Genomic DNA, 18722 nt, shown 5'->3' with positions numbered 1-18722 from the left:
CAGCTTGGTGCGGGAGGCGGAGACGACGAGCCGGGTCTCGTTGTCGGCGAGCGGCACACCGCGCGCGTCCAGGATCGCGCCGCGCGTCGCCGGTTGGACGACCTGCTGGACGTGGTTGCCTGACGCCTCCTTGGCGTACTGCGAACCCTCGCGGATCTGGAGGAACCAGAGGCGGCCGCCGAGGGTCAGCAGGAGCGAGAGGACGAGAATCTGGATGACCACGAGCCTGATCTGGACCCGGGGCGTGCGTCCGGTCTCCGGAATGTTCGTCACGTGGTTCCTCCCCTCAGTCGGTGCGGTGCCGGGGCGCGGCCGCCGGGGCGGCCGGTCGCGCCGGCGGATGTACATGGGCCGGGGCGGGACGGGGAGCGGGGCGGACGGGGAGCGTCGTCACAACCGCTTGACCCCCTTGATGCGGCCGGCGCGGGCCACGCGCGCCTTCGCCGCCCTGATCCGCAGGCCCCCGCCGCGCTGGTCGCCGATGTTCAGGCCGGTGCCCGAGGCCAGCCAGCCGGAGGCGACATCGGCGGAGGTGCCGCTGCCCGCGGGGTCCGCGAGGGGGTCGTTCTCGGCGCGTCTGGCCAGCGCGATGAGGAGCGGCACGGTGAACGGGGCCAGCACCAGGTCGTAGATCACGGCAGTGATCAGCAGGCCGATCAGGCCCACGTGCCTTGCGGCGGTGTCGCCGACCAGGGCGCCCACCCCCGCGTAGAGGAGGGTGGAGCCGACCGCGGCGGCGGCCACCACCAGCATCGGGCGCATCAGGGACTGCAGGCGGCCGTGCTCCGGCTTGGCGAGGCCGGCGGCGTAGCCGACGATGCAGAGCACCAGTGCGTACCGGCCCGCCGCATGGTCGGCGGGCGGTGCCAGGTCGGCCAGCAGGCCCGCGCCGAAGCCGATGAGGGCGCCGCCGACGTGGCCGTAGACCAGGGCGAGGGCGAGCACGGTGAGCAGCACCAGGTCGGGGACCGCGCCCGGCAGGTGCAGCCGGGCCAGCACACACACCTGGAGGACCAGGGCGACGACCACGAGTGCCGTGGAGAGCAGCATTCGGTTGAAGCGCATGGTTCCAGCTCCTACTGCTGCGGCTGTTGGGCGGCGTCACCCTGTGGTTGTTGGACGTTGCCCGGTGGCTGCGCGCCGTCCTGGGGCTGCTGGGCGCCGTCGCCCGGCTGGTTCGCACCGGCGCCGTTCTCGTCCGGCTGGTTCTGCTGGTTCTGCTGGTTCTGGCCCTGCGGGGCGTTGGGCGTGACGGTCACCGTGACGGTGGGCGTGGGCGTGGGCTTGGGCGCGGCGGGCAGCACCGCGTCCCGCGGGTCGGTGCGCGGCGGCTGGACGACCACTCCGATGACGTCGAGCTTGGTGAACGACACGAACGGCTGTACGTAGACCGTGCGGGTGAGGTCGCCCCCGGACGGGTCGACGCGCACGACGGTGCCCACCGGGACACCGGGTACGAACGGCTTGTCCGCCTCGGATCCGAAGGTGACCAGCCGGTCGCCCTTCTTGACCCTGGCCTTGCCATTGAGGAGCTGGACCCGCATCGGGCGGTCGCCGCTGCCGGACGCGAAGCCCAGCTCGTCGGTCTTCTCCATACGGGTGCCGACACTGAAGTCCGGGTCGTTGGCGAGCAGGACGGTCGCGGTGTCGGGGCCGACGGTGGTGACCCGGCCGACCAGGCCGTCGCCGTTGAGCACGGTCATGTCACGCCTTATGCCGTCCTTGGTGCCGGCGTCGATGGTGACGGTCCAGGAGAAGCCCTGGGCCGCCCCGATGGCGATGACCTGCGCGCCCTTGATGCCGTACCGGCCGGTGCCTGCGGTCTTGAGCATCTTGTCGAATTGGCGCAACTGGCTGCGGGTGCGGTCGTCGCTGCCCAGCCTGGCCTTGAGTGCTGCGTTCTCCCGCTCCAGTTCGGAGACGCGGTCGTGGCGGTGGCCCGAGTCGCGGACCGCCGCGACGGCGTTGCCGACCGGGTCGACGGCGCCCGCGAGGCCGTTCTCGACCGGGCCGAAGACGGTGGCGGCGGCCTGCCGGGCACCGTCGACCGGTGAGTCCTCGCCGCCGCGGATGTCCACCGTGATCAGTGCGAACGCGATGGCGATCAGCAGCACCAGGAGCAGCCGGCTCTCTCGTGTGTCCCTCACGTGCGGCGGCCGTGCCTTCCTCTTCGGAATTCTCGGTGTGTCGGCTTGTCGGGTGTTACGGGGATGACGGGATATCGGGGATGTCGGGGATGACAGGGATGACGGAATACGGAATGACGGGAGTACGGGTGGTGCGCATGGCCGGGGTGCCGGCGTTTGTGCCGCGTCCCGAGAGACCGGAGCCGGGGCTCCCGGGGCGCTTCGTACCGCTATATCCAGAACCGCCGCACGGGATGAGACGTCCGTACGGCGGGTTCCTGTGGGTGGTTCATCGGCGCGGCTTGGCGTCCAGCACCTGCTGCAGCGCCTCGAACTCCTCGACGCACTTGCCGGAGCCCAGCGCGACGCTGTCCAGCGGGTTCTCGGCGATGTGGATCGGCATGCCGGTCTCACGCCGCAACCGCTCGTCCAGACCGCGCAGCAGGGCGCCGCCGCCGGTCAGCACGATGCCGCGGTCCATGACGTCCCCGGAGAGCTCCGGCGGGCACTTGTCGAGCGTGGTCTTGACGGCGTCCACGATGGCGTTGACGGGTTCCTCCATGGCCTTGCGGACCTCGCCGGCGGAGATGACCACGGTCTTCGGGAGCCCGGAGACCAGGTCGCGGCCGCGGATCTCGGTGTGCTCGTCGGCGTCGAGGTCGTAGGCCGAACCGATCGTGATCTTGATCTGCTCCGCGCTGCGCTCACCGAGCAGGAGCGAGTACTCCTTCTTGATGTGCTGGATGATCGCGTTGTCCAGCTCGTCGCCCGCGACACGGATCGACTGGGCGGTGACGATGCCGCCGAGCGAGATGACCGCGACCTCCGTGGTGCCGCCGCCGATGTCCACGACCATGTTGCCGGTGGCCTCGTGGACGGGCAGGCCGGAGCCGATGGCGGCCGCCATGGGTTCCTCGATGATGTGCACCTGGCGGGCGCCGGCCTGCGACGACGCCTCGATCACGGCCCGGCGCTCGACGCCGGTGATGCCCGAGGGGACGCAGACCACGACTCGCGGCCTGGCCAGGTAGCTGCGCTTGTGGATCTTCAGGATGAAGTAGCGGAGCATCCGCTCGGTGATCTCGAAGTCGGCGATCACACCGTCCTTCAGGGGCCGTACGGCGACGATGTTGCCCGGCGTGCGGCCGATCATCCGCTTCGCCTCTGTGCCCACGGCGAGGATGCCGCCGGTGTTGGTGTTGATCGCGACCACGGACGGTTCGTTGAGAACGATGCCCCGACCCCTGACGTACACCAGCGTGTTGGCGGTCCCGAGGTCGACAGCCATGTCACGGCCGATGAACGACATGTTGCTCCCCATGAGGATGCGTCTGGCCTTCCCAAGTGGCTTTGATGGCTATTCAGGTCGGCAAAAAGGTGGGTGCGGTGGGTGCTGCTGTGGCGTGAAGGCTTCCATCGTAGTCCGGCCTGCACAAACCCTGCGCGAGGGTCTTCGCCATTGTCAGCAGATGATCCGCCGCCTCGCTAATGCAGACGTGCCGATGGAGGCATGCGTTCCCCCGATCGGCGCGCATATGCCCTTCGGCGGCCGGTTTTCTTCTGCCGGACCTGGTCAGACGCGTGCCTGGCTGACTGCCCATCAGAACTTACGCCGTCCGGGGTGTGCCTGGCCACTCGTGGCCGGCTCGGGACGGGAGGGACGGCAGGGAACGGGAGGAACGGAACAGATGGATCCGGATGTGGCTGACCCGCGGACGAATGGTGGGCGGGCCCGCTTTTGGATCTTCGCACGGCACCCCGGGCACGGCGCCGGAATGGCCGGACGCGTGCGGTGCGCGGCAGGGGGAGCAGGGGGAGAAGGACAGGCTCGGACGGCTCGGAGGGCGATGCGGCCGAACGTGCTCCCCGGGGCCGGGCGCGGCCCCCGGTGTCGGAATCCGGGTTCCGGGGCCGGGTGCCCGGGTCCGGAATCAGGCTTCCGCGTTCCAGGATCCAGGATCCGGGATCCAGGGCCCGGGTTCGGGATCGAGCGCCCGGGTCCGGCTTCCGGCTTCCGGCTTCCGGCTTCCGGCTTCCGGCTTCCGGCTTCCGGCTTCCGGCTTCCGGCTTCCGGCTTCCGGGATCAGACGTCCGGGTGCGGGCCCGTCGTTCGAGTGCGGGGCCCGTCTTCCGGGTGCAAGGGCCCGGTACCGGCAGACCTCGGCCGGCTCCCCCGGGCGCCGGCTCCCCGGTCCACTCCCGATCGCAGTCACCGTCGGCTCCGGACCCGCTCCCGGCCCGCTCCAACCCGGTCGGCCCCGTGCTGGCTCCAGGCCCGGGCGTCCTTTCGGCTGCCCGGGCCGGGCCATCGGCTGTTTTCGTCGCCGACCGGTCCCGCTGGCCCCGGCCGGGTACCGCTACCGGCCGGTCCCGCTACCGGCCGACCGGGTGGCCGCCTGACCGGTGCCGGGTTCAGACGAGGCCGGGAAAGAAGATCTTCAGCTCGCGCTCGGCGGACTCCTCGGAGTCCGAGGCGTGGATCAGGTTCTCGCGGGTGATGGTGCCGAAGTCGCCGCGGATGCTGCCGGGCTCCGCCGCGATCGGGTCGGTCGGACCCGCGAGCCGCCGCACGCCTTCGATCACCCGCTCGCCCTCGGCGACCAGGGCCACCACCGGTCCGGAGGCCATGAACTCCACCAGCGGCTCGTAGAACGGCTTGCCCACGTGCTCGGCGTAGTGCTGCTCCAGCGTGGCCCGGTCGAGGGTACGCAGCTCCAGTGCCACGATCCGCCAGTCCGCCTTCTTCTCGATACGGCCGACGATCTCGCCGACCAGCGAGCGGCGGACGGCGTCCGGCTTGAGGAGGACGAGGGTGCGCTGGGACACGGCGGTGGCTCCTTCAGTGGCAAGAAGTGCGGCGATCAGAGGTTACAGGGCGTGGCCGGTCCCCTCTCACGTGACGTCAGCAGCGCGGTCCGCGCAACTCGGATGCCACGGGCCGCGGCCTCGGGCCGGTGATGAGGCCCGCGCCCGGTCGACGGCGACCGCGCCGTTCCCCCCGCCGCGGCAGGGTCGCGGCGGCACGGGCGGCTAACCGGCGTCCGCGTCCGCGCGGGCGCCGGAGGCGGCCGCGTGCGCCGCCTTCGCCTCGTCCACCTTGCGGCCGAAGTGCACCGAGCACCACCACAGGGCCGCGAAGGCGGCGCCCAAAAAGAACATCGCGGGCACCGCGAAGCCGGACGCGATCAGTGCGATCTGGAGGAGCCAGCCGAGCTGCACCCCGCCCGGGCGGGTGACCATCCCGCACAGCAGCAGGCTGAGCAGCATCGCGGCACCGCAGACCGTCCAGACGGTGGTCATGGACAGGGCCGGGTCCTTCATCGCCACCAGACCGGCGAAGCCGACGACGAAGAACTCTCCCAGCAGGGTCGAAGCGCAGAGCGTACGCAAGGCTCAGCCCCTTCCCAGGAGCACTCGGGCCTCGCCGACGGTGAAGACGGAGCCGGTGACGAGGACGCCCGCGCCCGCGAACTCACCCTCTTCCTCGGCGAGGGTGATGGCGGCCTCCAGGGCGTCGTCGAGCCGGGGCTCGACCTGGACGCGGTCCTCGCCGAAGACCTCCACGGCGATGCCGGCGAGGTCGTCGGCGCCGAGGGCCCGCGACTGGGAGTACTGGGTGACGACGATCTCGGTGAAGACCGGCTCGAATGCCTCCAGCAGGCCCTTGACGTCCTTGCCGTCGCTGGCGCCGACCACTCCGATCAGCCGGCTGAAGCCGAAGGCCTCGCTGACCGCGTCGGCGGCGGCCCGCGCGCCGGCCGGGTTGTGCGCGGCGTCCAGGACGACGGTGGGCGAGTGGCGTACCACCTCGAGGCGGCCCGGCGAGGCCACCGAGGCGAGGGCCTTGCGCACGGTGTCGAGATCGAGGGGGCGGTCGTGCTGGGCGCCGACGCCGAAGAACGCCTCCACCGCCGCGAGCGCCACCGCGGCGTTGTGCGCCTGGTGCGCGCCGTGCAGGGGGAGGAAGATCTCCTCGTACTCGCCGCCGAGGCCGCGCAGTGTCAGCAGTTGCCCGCCGACCGCGACCTGCCGGGAGACCACCCCGAACTCCAGCCCTTCCCTGGCGACCGTCGCATCCGAGTCCACCGCGCGCTTCAGCAGCACCTGGGCCGCGTCCACCGGCTGCTGGGCCAGGATCACGGTGGCGCCCTGCTTGATGATGCCGGCCTTCTCCACCGCGATCTCGCCGGGCGTGCCGCCGAGCCGGTCGGTGTGGTCGAGGTCGATGGGCGTGATCACGGCGACGGAGCCGTCGATCACATTGGTGGCGTCCCAGGAGCCGCCCATGCCCACCTCGACGACGGCGACGTCCACGGGCGCGTCGGCGAACGCGGCGTACGCCATGCCGGTCAGCACCTCGAAGAAGGAGAGCCGGTACTCCTCCCGCTCGTCGACCATCTCGATGTACGGCTTGATGTCGCGGTAGGTCTCCACGAAGCGCTCGGGCGCCATCGGGGCGCCGTCCAGGCTGATGCGCTCGGTGATCGACTGGACGTGCGGCGAGGTGTAGCGGCCGGTGCGCAGCTCGAAGGCGGTGAGCAGGGCCTCGATGATCCGGGCCGTGGACGTCTTGCCGTTGGTGCCCGTGATGTGGATCGAGGGGTAGCCGCGCTGCGGCTCGCCGAGGACGTCCATCAGGGCGGAGATGCGCCTGACCGAGGGTTCGAGCTTGGTCTCGCCCCAGCGGCTCGCCAGCTCCGCCTCGACCTCGCGCAGGGACCTGTCCACCTCCGGGTCGGCGGGCCTGGCCGGGACGTCGCCCTCGGGCGGGCCCGCCTGGGTCCGCAGGGTGCGGCTGCCCGCCTCGATCACCGCGAGGTCGGGATCGCGCTCGGTCTCGGCGGCCACGATGTCCTCGAACCGCTCCAGGGGATCCGGTTCGCCGTCGCCGTCGGGCGCGCTGTCGTACGGGGGCTTCTCACTCACGCCCCCCAGTCTACGAACCGCCGGGCGGCCGCCCGCACAGCCTGTGGACAACGTCGGGCGGGTCCGCGGCCGCGGGCCCGCCCGACCTCACCTGGCCGCGTTCACGCCGAGGGCAGCCGGCCGATCTGCCCCTGGATCCGCTCGATGTCGGCCACGGCCTTGGCCAGCCGTCCGCGGATCTTGTCGACCACGTCCTCGGGCGCCTTCGCCAGGAACGCCTCGTTGCCGAGTTTCCGCTCGGCCTGGGTGCGCTCCTTCTCGGCCGCGCCGAGGTCCTTTTCGAGGCGCTTGCGCTCGGCCTCGAAGTCGATCACGCCGGACAGGTCGAGCGCCACCTCCGCACCGGCCACCGGCAGCGTCGCGGTGGACGTGAACGCCTCGCCCTCCGGCTGGAGCCGCAGCAGTTGCCGGATGGCGGCCTCGTGCGGGGCGAGCGGCGTGCCGTCCAGCCGCAGCCGCGCGGGGACCCGCTGGCCCGGCTGGAGCCCCTGGTCGGCGCGGAACCGGCGGACCTCGGTGATGACCTGCTGGAGGGTCGCGATCTCACCCGCCGCCGCGGTGTCCCGGAAGCCGCTGTCCGCCGGCCAGTCGGCGATCACCACGGACTCACCGCCGGTGAGTGCCGTCCAGAGGATCTCGGTGACGAAGGGCACGATCGGGTGGAGCAGCCGCAGGGTGACGTCGAGGACCTCGCCGAGGACGCGCTTGGCCACCTCCGCGGCGTCCCCGCCCGCCTGGAACGTGGTCTTGGACAGCTCCACGTACCAGTCGAAGACCTCGTCCCAGGCGAAGTGGAACAGCGCGTCGGAGACCTTGGCGAACTGGTAGTCGTCGTAGAAGGCGTCGACCTCGGCAACGGTCTCGTTCAGCCGGGACAGGATCCAGCGGTCGGTCGCGGACAGCCGCTCGGGCACCGGCAGCGGTCCCTCGACCGTGGCCCCGTTCATCAGGGCGAAGCGGGTGGCGTTCCAGATCTTGTTGGCGAAGTTGCGGGAGCCCTGCACCCACTCCTCGCCGATCGGGACGTCCACACCGGGGTTGGCGCCGCGCGCGAGCGTGAAGCGCAGCGCGTCCGAGCCGTACTTGTCCATCCAGTCGAGCGGGTTGACCGCGTTGCCGAAGGACTTCGACATCTTCTTGCCGAACTGGTCGCGGACCATGCCGTGCAGGGCGATGGTGTGGAACGGCGGGGTGCCGTCCATCGCGTACAGGCCGAACATCATCATCCGGGCGACCCAGAAGAAGAGGATGTCGTAGCCCGTGACCAGCACGGAGTTCGGGTAGAACTTCGCGAGGCTGCCGGTCCGCTCGGGCCAGCCGAGGGTGGAGAAGGGCCACAGCCCGGAGGAGAACCAGGTGTCGAGGACGTCCGTGTCCTGCGTCCAGCCCGCACCGCTCGGGGGCTCCTCGCCCGGGCCGACGCACACCACCTCGCCGTCCGGCCCGTACCAGACCGGGATGCGGTGGCCCCACCACAGTTGGCGCGAGATGCACCAGTCGTGGAGGTTGTCGACCCAGTCGAAGTAGCGCTTCTCCATCTCCTGCGGGTGGATGGCGACCCGGCCGTCGCGCACCGCGTCACCCGCGGCCTTGGCGAGCGGCCCGACCTTGACCCACCACTGCATGGACAGCCGCGGCTCGATGGTGGTCTTGCAGCGCGAGCAGTGTCCGACGGAGTGGACGTAGGGGCGCTTCTCGGCCACGATCCGCCCCTCGGCGCGCAGGGCCGCCACGATGGCGCTGCGCGCCTCCAGGCGGTCCAGCCCCTGGAAGGGACCGGGCACCGTGATCACGGCGTGTTCGTCCATCACGGCGAGGGCGGGCAGGCCGTGCCGCTGGCCGATCTCGAAGTCGTTCGGGTCGTGCGCCGGGGTCACCTTGACGGCGCCGGTGCCGAACTCGGGGTCCACGTGCGCGTCGGCGACGACCGGGATCGAGCGCTCGGTGAGCGGCAGGCGGACGGTGCGGCCCACCAGGTGGGCGTACCGCTCGTCGTCGGGGTGCACGGCCACCGCGGTGTCGCCGAGCATGGTCTCGGCGCGTGTGGTGGCCACCACGACGCTCTCGTCACCGTCGCCGTACCGCAGCGAGACCAGTTCGCCGTCGTCGTCCTGGTACTCCACCTCGATGTCGGAGATGGCGGTCAGGCAGCGCGGGCACCAGTTGATGATGCGCTCGGCGCGGTAGATCAGCTCGTCCTCGTAGAGCTTCTTGAACATGGTCTGGACGGCCTTGGAGAGGCCCTCGTCCATGGTGAAGCGCTCGCGGTTCCAGGCGACGCCGTCGCCCAGGCGCCGCATCTGGCCGGAGATCTGCCCGCCGGACTCGTTCTTCCACTGCCAGACCCGCTCGACGAACCCCTCACGTCCGAGGTCGTGCCGGGACTTGCCCTCCTTGCCGAGCTCGCGCTCGACCACGTTCTGCGTGGCGATGCCCGCGTGGTCCATGCCGGGCTGCCAGAGCGTCTCGTGGCCCTGCATGCGCTTACGGCGCGTGAGCGCGTCGATGAGGGTGTGCTCGAAGGCGTGCCCCAGGTGGAGGCTGCCCGTGACGTTCGGCGGGGGGATGACGACGGTGTACGGCTCCTTGGCGCTGTTCTCGTCGGCCTCGAAGTAACCGCGCTCTACCCAGCGCTCGTACAGCTTCCCCTCTACCTCGGCCGGCGCGTACTGGGTCGGCAGTTCCGTGGGGGTCGCTGAGTGCTGCTGAGTCTTGTCGGTCACCCGGCCAGTTTAGAGGCGTCACGGTCCCGCATTGAAACCAGCGGGTTTCGTAACGGTGGGACCTCTGGGCCCCCATCGTTGTGCCGATTGCGCCAGGATGTTCGTCACGCATGAGTACTGGAGGGGAACCCCGCAATGAGTCACAACCAGCCGGGCCCGTACGGCGGGCAGCCTCAGCAGCCCGGGCCGTACGGCCAGCCGGGCCCGTACGGCCAGCCGGGCCCCTACGGCCAGCAGCCGCAGGCACCGCAGCCCGGCTACGGCTACCCGCAGCAGCCCCCGCAGCAACCCGGCTACGGCTACCCGCAGCAGCCGGGGGCCGCTCCGCAGCAGCCAGGGCCCTACGGGCAGCAGCCCGGGCCCTACGGGCAGCAGCCGGGGTACGGCCAGCAGCCCGGCCCGTACGGGCAGCCGGGGCAGCAGCCGGGTTACGGCCAGCAGCCACCGCCGTACGGCATGCAGCCGCCCGCGCCGGGGGGCGGGAAGAAGAAGACCGGTGTCATCGTCGGCACCGTGGTGGCGCTGGTGGCGATCGGCGCGGGGGTGTGGTGGTTCACGTCGGGCGGCGGCAACGGCGACGTGGCGGATGACGGGCCGCACAAGCTGACCACGCCCGCGACGGTCATGGGGGGCGAGTACAAGCGCCAGGGACAGGACCAGGGCCCGCAGGACGCCTCGTCGGGCGAGGCCAAGGACCTGGCCGCGAGCGGCATCACCGGCGCCAAGGAGGTCCAGGCGATCTACTCGACCGTCGACCTCAACGACCCCAGCTCGCTCAGCCCCACGGACATCGCGTCCTCCAAGGCGCTCACGTTCATCGGCCTCTACGGCACGGTGAAGGACCCGAACGCCGCGCTCGACTCGGCCTTCGCGGACATGAAGAAGGACTCGGACAGCAACGTCAAGCTCCTCGGCGACCCCGAGGAGGTGAGCCCCGACGGGCTGGACGGCGCGGTCATGAAGTGCCAGAAGGCGCAGGGCAAGAACGCGGACACCGGCAAGGTCGACACCCAGTACATGTGCATGTGGGCGGACTACAGCACGATCGGCATGGGCGTGGCGGCCGCGGGCGGCAAGGGCGTGCCGCTCGACGAGTCCGCTCAGATGACGGCGGACCTGCGCAAGGACGTACGCGTCAAGGCATAGGCCACGTTGCGCCCTGACGGCCGGGGCGGCTCGACGCACACGAGAACAGAAGGAAGCGCCCCCGGCGGTCCGCCGGGGCGCTTCCTTCTGCATGCTGTCCGGGTGCGGCCGGTCAGGCCGACTTCTGCTCGCCGGGGCCCCGGCCGCGGGCGTCACGGGGAATCAGGGTGGGGTTGACGTTCGAGTGGACGACATCGGCGGTGATGACGACGCGGGCGACGTCCTTCCTGGACGGCACCTCGTACATCGTCGACATCAGGACCTCCTCGATGATGGCGCGCAGACCGCGGGCGCCGGTCTGGCGGAGGATGGCCTGGTCGGCGATGGCCTCCAGGGCCTCGCGCTCGAAGTCCAGCTCCACGCCGTCGAGTTCGAAGAGGCGCTGGTACTGCTTCACCAGGGCGTTGCGCGGCTCCACGAGGATCTTCAGAAGCGCCTCGCGGTCCAGGTTGTGGACCGAGGTGATGACCGGGAGGCGGCCGATGAACTCGGGGATCATGCCGAACTTGACCAGGTCCTCCGGCATGACGTCCTCGAACTGGTCCTTCTCCTCCAGCTCCCGCTTGGAGCGGATGGTCGCGCCGAAGCCGATGCCCTTGGCGCCGGCCCGGCCCTCGATGATCTTCTCCAGGCCGGCGAAGGCACCGCCCACGATGAACAGGACGTTCGTGGTGTCGATCTGGATGAACTCCTGGTGGGGGTGCTTGCGGCCGCCCTGCGGCGGGACCGAGGCAGTGGTGCCCTCCAGGATCTTCAGCAGGGCCTGCTGGACGCCCTCGCCCGAGACGTCCCGGGTGATCGACGGGTTCTCGCTCTTGCGGGCCACCTTGTCGATCTCGTCGATGTAGATGATGCCCGTCTCGGCCTTCTTGACGTCGTAGTCGGCGGCCTGGATGAGCTTCAGGAGGATGTTCTCGACGTCCTCGCCGACGTAGCCCGCCTCGGTCAGGGCCGTCGCGTCGGCGATCGCGAACGGGACGTTGAGCATGCGGGCCAGCGTCTGGGCCAGCAGTGTCTTGCCGGAGCCCGTGGGCCCCAGCAGCAGGATGTTGGACTTGGCCAACTCGATGGGGTCCTCGCGCCCTTGGGCGCCGCCGTTCTCACCGGCCTGGACCCGCTTGTAGTGGTTGTACACCGCGACCGACAGGGCCTTCTTCGCGGCCTCCTGGCCGACGACGTAGCCCTCCAGGAACTCGTAGATCTCGCGGGGCTTGGGAAGTTCTTCCCAGCGCACCTCGCTCGTCTCGGCGAGTTCTTCCTCGATGATCTCGTTACAGAGGTCGATGCACTCGTCGCAGATGTACACACCGGGGCCTGCGATGAGCTTCTTGACCTGCTTCTGGCTCTTTCCGCAGAACGAGCACTTGAGCAGATCGCCGCCGTCACCGATGCGTGCCACGAGGTGCTTCCCCAATCGCCTGGGAGTCGCCATGATCGGCGTCTCCTGGTGCCTCATACCCGACGGTACCTTGCCTGGCCCCCCGTTCGGGCCCCCCTTGGCACGGTTCGCTTCGTCATGGCCGGTACGCCGCGCGTCCCGGGCCGGTGCCAAGGGGTGCTCCGATGGTGCCGCCGGCTGATCAGACGACGGTCGAGTTGTTCATCTTGCGGGTGGAGATGATCTGGTCGATCAGACCGTACGACAGCGCGTCCTCAGCGGTGAGGATCTTGTCGCGCTCGATGTCGTCGCGGATCTTCTCGATCGGCGTGCTGGAGTGCTTGGCCAGCATCTCCTCAAGCTGCGAACGCATCCGCAGGATCTCGTTCGCCGCGATCTCCAGGTCGGAGACCTGGCCCCGGCCCGTCTCACTGTAGGGCTGGTGGATCAGGACACGGGCGTTCGGCAGGGCCATGCGCTTGCCCGGGGTGCCGGCCGCCAGCAGGACGGCGGCGGCGGACGCGGCCTGGCCCATGCAGACTGTCTGGATGTCCGGCTTCACGAACTGCATCGTGTCGTAGATCGCCGTCAGGGCCGTGAAGGAGCCGCCGGGGCTGTTGATGTACACCGAGATGTCGCGGTCGGGGTCCATCGACTCCAGGCACAGCAACTGGGCCATGACGTCATTGGCCGAGGCGTCGTCGATCTGGACGCCGAGGAAGATCACCCGCTCCTCGAAGAGCTTCGCGTACGGGTCGTACTCGCGCACGCCCTGCGAGGTGCGCTCCACGAAGCGCGGGATCACGTAGCGGGACTCTGCGCGCGGTCCCGTGTACTGGGCTCCGGGGGCGCCTCCGGCGCCTTCGGGGCCGCGGGAGAGGTCGTACAGGCCGCGGCCGGGGAAGTCGTTCACTGGGTCTCCTTGAGGGGCTGAGGCGGGCGGCTACGGGCTTCTCGGGGCCCTCAGGCCCCGGTGCCGCCGCCGCCCGGCATGCCGGCGGCCGTGGGCATGATGTCGTCGATCAGGCCGTACTCCTTGGCCTCGATCGGATCGAACCAGCGGTCGCGGTCGGAGTCTCGGGTGATCTGCTCGACCGACTGGCCGGTGTGCTGGGCCGTGAGCTCGGCCATCCGCTTCTTGGTGTGCAGCAGCCGCTCCGCGTGGATCTTGATGTCGGAGGCGGAGCCCGCGAGTCCGGCGGAGGGCTGGTGAATGAGGATCTCCGCGTTCGGCAGGGCGAACCTCTTGCCCGGGGTGCCCGCGCTCAGCAGGAACTGACCCATGGATGCCGCCATGCCCATGGCGATGGTGACCACGTCGTTCTTGATGTACTGCATGGTGTCGTAGATCGCCATGCCGGCCGTGATCGAGCCGCCCGGGCTGTTGATGTAGAGGAAGATGTCCTTCTCGGGGTCCGCAGCGAGGAGCAGCAACTGTGCGGTGATCTTGTTGGCGATGTCGTCGTCCACCGGCTGGCCGAGGAAGATGATCCGCTCGTTGAGCAGCCGGTTGTAGACCTGGTCGCCGAGGCCACCACCGATGGAAGGCTCGCCGGCGGCGGAGGGCATCAGATTCGTCACGTATCCACCTGCTCGTCTTACGACGGCGCCGGGCCGTCTCACGTCTTCTCCTGGGGCCTGGGACCCCGCGGCCTGCCGCCTCCCGGCGGCGTTCGGGGACTCCCCTGCCCTCGTATTCATGGACCCTAACGCGCAGGCAGGCGGGAGCCATCCCGGTCAGGGAACTGTTCGCTGTCAGCGCAGGTCGCCCGGCGGCGGTACGGGGCCCAGGGGCCCGGCCGGGAGCACCGGGGGCCGGGGGCGCCGGAGGGGGCGGCACACGGTGCTGCGGCCGGTCGGGCGGGGGATTCCGGGGCGTCCGAGGGGGTGCTCGTGGTGGCGTGGGCGCACCCGGGCGGACCCCCGGGGCCGGGGACGCGCCCGGGGTGGGGCGCCGCCGCGGCGTGCGGTGCGACGGAGGGGCCCCGGACGCGGACGCGCCCGGGGCCGGCAGAGCGTGGGGACGCCCGAGGGAAGCCTCGGGGACGCCCGGGGCTCAGCCCTCGGACTTCTCCTCGGACTTCTCCTCGGCGGTCTCGGCGGTCTCCGATGCGGCCTCGGCGGTCTCGCCGCCCTCGGCCGCGGCCTCCTCCGCTTCCTCCTCCTCGTCGGAGAGGTCCACGACCTCTCCGTTGGTGTCCTTGACCGTGGCGGCCTGCACGACGGCGGCGAGCGCCTTGCCGCGGGCGACCTCGCCCACCAGCATCGGCACCTGGTTGCCCTCGACGACGGCCTGCGCGAACTGGTCGGGCGACATGCCGGAGGAGGCCGCACGCCGCATGAGGTGCTCGGTGAGCTCCTCCTGGTTGACGTTCAGCTTCTCCTGGGTGACCAGCTCGTCCAGGACGAACTGGGTCTTGATCCCCTTGACCGCGGCTTCCCTGGTCTCGGTCTCGAACTCCTCCTCGCTCTTGCCCTGGATCTCCAGGTACTTCGCGAGGTCGAGGCCCATCTGGGCGAGCTGGTGGTGCTCCAGGTTGTGCTTGCGGGTCCCGATCTCGTCCTCGAGGAGCTTCTCGGGGACGGGGACCTCGACCAGCTCGAGCAGCTTGTCGAGCACCCGCTCCTGGGCCTGCGTGGCCTGGTCGTACTCCTTGGTGTTCCGCAGGCGCCGGCGGCTGTCGTCGCGCAGCTCCTCAAGGGTGTCGAACTCGGACGCGAGCTGGGCGAACTCGTCGTCGAGCTCGGGCAGCTCCCGGCTGGCGACCTGGGTGACCTTGACGGTGACCTCGGCCTCCTTGCCGGCCGCGGAGCCGCCCTTCAGCTCGGAGGTGAAGGTGGCCTCGCCGCCTGCCTCCAGGCCCGTGACGGCGTCGTCGATGCCGTCCAGCAGCTCTCCGGAGCCGATCGTGTACGAAACACCGCTCGCCACGCCGTCCTGGAGCACCTCGCCGTCGACCTTGGCCTCCAGGTCGAGGGTGACGACGTCACCTTCCTGCGCGGCGCGCTCGACCGGGGTGGTGGAGGCGAAGCGCTCGCGCAGCTCGTCCACCGCCTTGTCGACGTCCTCGTCGGTGACCTCGATGGCGTCGACCTCGACCTCGATGCCCGAGTAGTCGGGGATCTCCAGGGCGGGGCGGACGTCGACCTCGGCGGTGAAGGACAGCAGCTCGCCGTCCTTGAGCTCCTTGATGTCGACCTCGGGCTGGCCGAGGACCTTCAGCTCGCCCTCGTTGACCGCGTCGGTGTAGAACTTCGGGAGCGCTTCATTGACGGCTTCCTCCAGCACGGCGCCGCGACCGAACCGCTGGTCGATGATCCGGGCCGGGATCTTGCCCTTGCGGAAGCCCTTCACCGTGACCTGCTGGTTGATCTTCTTGTACGCCGCGTCGAGGCTGGGCTTGAGCTCCTCGAAGGGCACCTCGACAGTGAGCCGAACCCGGGTCGGGTTCAGGGTCTCCACGGCGCTCTTCACGGTTGGGTCTCCTTGTGGCTGACATCTGGGGTTCTGCGCGGGACGCGCTGCTGCGCGGCCCCGTCGGCACGACCGTGTCCTGCACGGACGGCCCTCGGGGACTGCCCTGCAGTCGTGAGGCAGCCGTAAGAGATACGCAGACACACAGGCGCGCAGCTTGCATAGTAACCGTGCGCGGGAGGGGACCCACAACGTGATCAGCCCTTGAGGCGCCTGACCGGCCCCGGTGCGCACGGGTGGGTGCGCACGGGGAGGGTCCGGGAAAGGAGTCCCTGGTCGGGGTGGCGGGATTTGAACCCACGGCCTTCCGCTCCCAAAGCGGACGCGCTACCAAGCTGCGCCACACCCCGTCGGTGCGACACGTAGGGTACATGGCCGCAGGCAGTGCGGCTGCCGCATTGCGCGTGCCGGGGTGCGCGGGATGCCTCGCGGGGCGTACGGGACACAGGGGACGCGTCGGGGGCTGCCCGGGGTGTGCGGCGGGACGGCACGACCCGCTAGGATGCTCTGCGTGCGGTCCCGCTGACATGCAGCGTCCAGCGGAACCCGCTGTGCGGGCGTAGCTCAATGGTAGAGCCCTAGTCTTCCAAACTAGCTACGCGGGTTCGATTCCCGTCGCCCGCTCCACACCTCGGCCCGACCTGCGGATCCCCGCCGGTCGGGCCGCTCTCGTGCGCCCGGGCCGTGCGCCCCGGGAGCTGCCCCCGGGGCCGGTCCGCCCGGGTACCGGGGCACCGGCGGCCGGGGCGCCGGGCTGCCGGGCCGGTACCCCGTGCCGGGACCCGGCCGCCGGAAGCGGTCCCGGCTCCCGGCGCGGGGCCGCGGGCTCAGAACTTGATCGAGCTGATGGTGTCGGCTATCGAGTTCAGGAAGCGGTTGATGTCGGGGGCGATGCCCGTCGACGCGAGGAAGAAGCCGAAGAGCACGGCGACGATGGTGGGGCCCGGTTTCATCGATCCCCCGCGCATCAGCACGACGAGGACGACCGCCAACAGCAGCACCACGGACAGCGAAATGGCCACAACTGATCACACACCCTCGGTCGGTCCACTCTCCGGCCCGGGGGGTACGACCCTGCACTCCCCCGCCATGACCATCGTGCCACCAACCGGGGCGGGCTATGCGAGGAGTGACGGAACGTCGGCCGTGCTCCCGGCGAGTCGGCCGGGGAGGACGGGGCGGCGATCGGTCCGGCGACCCGAATGGACGTGAACACCGGTGCCGCCCGGCCAATTTCACGTGGGGTGTGTCACATTAACTTTCGGCTTGATCGCCGCCCTTGCCGCGCATAGCGCGGACGGTTAATTCGAGAGGGCCCGGACGACGCATACGAGCAGCACATCCCCCACACAGCGGGAACACAGGAAACACGGGCGCCGAAGTCCCCCAAATCCGACAGCGATTCCGACGAACCGGTACATTGCGGCATGAGCACTTTGACCGTAATGTACCGATCAAACGGCACCAGGTGGGGCGTACCGGACAGGGCGGAATGAACGACTCCGCAGTGTTCCCCCAACAAAGGATGTCAATCATCAAGTCGACATTGTTGAATAACGAAGGCGCCACCGCCTTTAACCCGTAATCGGGATCGGGGTTTTACGGAATCGGCTGCGCGGCGCTAGGCTGCCTCAGATGTTCGACGCCGCCATGACCCCCAACGCCGCGAGATCACGGATCGTATCGCCGAGTTCTTGGTGGGAGGGCCTGTGATCAACTCACTGCGCCCCTCCGGCCGGCAGTCGGTGCCGCTCCCGCCGGAGCGGCAGCCGTCGGACGGAGTACCGGCCCCTCGCTCCGGCGATGCCGCCCGCCCCACCCGGCCGGGCGCGCCGTCCTCCGCCTCCGGCGCCAAGCCCGCCAAGCAGCGCGACGCGTTCTTCGACAACGCCAAGTACCTGGCGATCGTACTGGTCGCCATGGGCCACGCCTGGGAGCCGCTGCGCGACGGCAGCCGCGCCGCCACCGCCCTGTACATGCTGGTGTACGCCTTCCACATGCCGGCGTTCATCATCATCTCCGGGTACTTCTCACGCAGCTTCGACATGCGCCCGGACCGCCTCCGGCGGCTGGTGACCGGTGTCGTCGTCCCCTACGTGGTCTTCGAGGTCGCCTACTCCCTCTTCAAGCGCTGGGGCGACGACGACCCGTCGCACGCCATCAGCCTGCTCGACCCGTGGTTCCTGACCTGGTTCCTCATCGCGCTGTTCATCTGGCGCATGACCACCCCGATCTGGAAGATGATCCGCTGGCCGCTGCCCGTCGCCCTGGGCGTGGCCGCACTGGCCTCGGTCTCCCCCGACATCGGTGACGACCTCGACCTCCAGCGGGTGCTCCAGTTCCTGCCGTTCTTCGTGCTGGGCCTGTGCCTGAAGCCCGAGCACTTCCGGCTGGTGCGCCGCAAGTCGGTGCGGATCGCCGCGGTGCCCGTCTTCCTCTTCGCCGGCGCCTTCTCGTACTGGGCCGCCACCCGCATGAACTCCGCCTGGTTCTTCCACCGTGACGCCGCGCAGGAGCTGGGCACGCCCTGGTGGGCCGGGATCGTGATGACCCTCGCGCTCTTCGGCTGCTCGCTGGTGCTCGTCGCGTGCTTCTTCTCCTGGGTGCCCGGACGGCAGATGTGGTTCACCACGCTCGGCTCCGGCACGCTGTACGGCTACCTGCTGCACGGCTTCGTGGTGAAGGCCGCGGGCTTCTACGGCTGGTACGACGACTTCCCGATCCTGCACAAGCCCGTCGGCGAGATCCTGGTGACCGTGATCGCCGCGGTCCTCGTGACCCTGCTGTGCACCGCCCCCGTCCGGCGTGTCTTCCGGTGCGTGATGGAGCCCGAGATGAAGTGGGCCTTCCGGCAGGACCCCGCACAGGCCGCGCGCGAACGCAGCAAGACGAAGGCCTGACCCGGGGAGGTTTCGGGCTGGTGCCCCTGACGTCAGGGGCACCAGCCC

The 18722-nt window shown here is 70.2% G+C and carries 14 protein-coding genes, 2 tRNA genes and 1 pseudogene; 3 read left to right on the top strand and 14 right to left on the bottom strand.

Annotated elements, in window-relative coordinates; all coding sequences use genetic code 11:
- The 8 genes and pseudogenes from IE313_RS34205 to IE313_RS34170 all read right to left on the bottom strand — a co-directional run.
- Positions 1–273: pseudogene (locus IE313_RS34205) on the bottom strand (penicillin-binding protein 2); the annotation flags it as partial.
- A gap of 117 nt (positions 274–390) precedes the next feature.
- Positions 391–1065, bottom strand: a complete 675-nt coding sequence (gene mreD, locus IE313_RS34200; RefSeq protein ID WP_189939205.1) for a rod shape-determining protein MreD — start codon at positions 1063–1065, stop codon at positions 391–393.
- An 11-nt stretch (positions 1066–1076) separates the two neighbouring features.
- Positions 1077–2147 (bottom strand): rod shape-determining protein MreC, encoded by a 1071-nt coding sequence (gene mreC, locus IE313_RS34195; RefSeq protein WP_189939202.1) that lies wholly within the window; start codon positions 2145–2147, stop codon positions 1077–1079.
- Positions 2148–2415: 268 nt separating this feature from the next.
- The gene (locus IE313_RS34190; RefSeq protein ID WP_189939211.1) at positions 2416–3435 is read right to left on the bottom strand and encodes a rod shape-determining protein; all 1020 of its coding nucleotides are present in this window, start codon (positions 3433–3435) and stop codon (positions 2416–2418) included.
- Between the two features lie 1103 nt (positions 3436–4538).
- Positions 4539–4952 (bottom strand): nucleoside-diphosphate kinase, encoded by a 414-nt coding sequence (ndk, locus tag IE313_RS34185; protein WP_189939199.1) that lies wholly within the window; start codon positions 4950–4952, stop codon positions 4539–4541.
- Between the two features lie 204 nt (positions 4953–5156).
- Entirely contained in the window at positions 5157–5516 is a 360-nt protein-coding gene (locus IE313_RS34180; protein WP_189939197.1) for a DUF4233 domain-containing protein, read from the bottom strand.
- A 3-nt stretch (positions 5517–5519) separates the two neighbouring features.
- Positions 5520–7052, bottom strand: a complete 1533-nt coding sequence (folC, locus tag IE313_RS34175; RefSeq protein ID WP_189939195.1) for a bifunctional tetrahydrofolate synthase/dihydrofolate synthase — start codon at positions 7050–7052, stop codon at positions 5520–5522.
- 101 nt (positions 7053–7153) lie between these two features.
- The gene (locus IE313_RS34170; RefSeq protein ID WP_189939193.1) at positions 7154–9775 is read right to left on the bottom strand and encodes a valine--tRNA ligase; all 2622 of its coding nucleotides are present in this window, start codon (positions 9773–9775) and stop codon (positions 7154–7156) included.
- Positions 9776–9910: 135 nt separating this feature from the next.
- Between IE313_RS34170 and IE313_RS34165 the strand changes: the two genes are divergently transcribed.
- Positions 9911–10921: a hypothetical protein gene (locus tag IE313_RS34165; protein ID WP_189939191.1), complete on the top strand. Its 1011-nt coding sequence runs from the start codon at positions 9911–9913 to the stop codon at positions 10919–10921.
- Between the two features lie 112 nt (positions 10922–11033).
- Here the strand turns inward: IE313_RS34165 and clpX are convergent, their stop codons facing one another.
- From clpX to IE313_RS34140, 5 genes are all read right to left on the bottom strand, one after another.
- Complete coding sequence (gene clpX / locus IE313_RS34160) at positions 11034–12320, bottom strand: ATP-dependent Clp protease ATP-binding subunit ClpX (protein ID WP_189939209.1); 1287 nt, start codon at positions 12318–12320, stop codon at positions 11034–11036.
- Positions 12321–12501: 181 nt separating this feature from the next.
- The gene (locus tag IE313_RS34155; protein WP_189939189.1) at positions 12502–13212 is read right to left on the bottom strand and encodes an ATP-dependent Clp protease proteolytic subunit; all 711 of its coding nucleotides are present in this window, start codon (positions 13210–13212) and stop codon (positions 12502–12504) included.
- A gap of 50 nt (positions 13213–13262) precedes the next feature.
- On the bottom strand, positions 13263–13868 hold the full coding sequence (locus tag IE313_RS34150; RefSeq protein ID WP_189939207.1) for an ATP-dependent Clp protease proteolytic subunit: 606 nt from the start codon (positions 13866–13868) through the stop codon (positions 13263–13265).
- 487 nt (positions 13869–14355) lie between these two features.
- Entirely contained in the window at positions 14356–15774 is a 1419-nt protein-coding gene (gene tig / locus IE313_RS34145; protein ID WP_189939186.1) for a trigger factor, read from the bottom strand.
- Positions 15775–16047: 273 nt separating this feature from the next.
- Positions 16048–16124: transfer RNA gene (locus IE313_RS34140), tRNA-Pro, on the bottom strand.
- Between the two features lie 203 nt (positions 16125–16327).
- On the opposite strand from IE313_RS34140, the gene IE313_RS34135 reads away from it, so the two are divergent.
- Positions 16328–16401 (top strand) — tRNA-Gly (locus IE313_RS34135).
- A 200-nt stretch (positions 16402–16601) separates the two neighbouring features.
- Here IE313_RS34135 and IE313_RS34130 read toward each other — a convergent pair.
- Positions 16602–16796 carry a hypothetical protein gene (locus IE313_RS34130; protein WP_189939185.1) on the bottom strand — a complete coding sequence of 65 codons (195 nt, stop codon included), beginning with the start codon at positions 16794–16796 and terminating at the stop codon, positions 16602–16604.
- Between the two features lie 687 nt (positions 16797–17483).
- Here IE313_RS34130 and IE313_RS34125 point away from each other — a divergent pair.
- Positions 17484–18674, top strand: a complete 1191-nt coding sequence (locus tag IE313_RS34125; protein ID WP_189939182.1) for an acyltransferase family protein — start codon at positions 17484–17486, stop codon at positions 18672–18674.
- Positions 18675–18722 lie beyond the last annotated feature (48 nt).

This window comes from Streptomyces sulfonofaciens (genome assembly GCF_014656295.1).
In the GTDB taxonomy this organism is placed as follows: domain Bacteria; phylum Actinomycetota; class Actinomycetes; order Streptomycetales; family Streptomycetaceae; genus Streptomyces; species Streptomyces sulfonofaciens.
The sequence above is the reverse complement of the archived record's forward strand: the minus strand, read 5'-3'. Positions and strand labels throughout refer to the sequence as shown.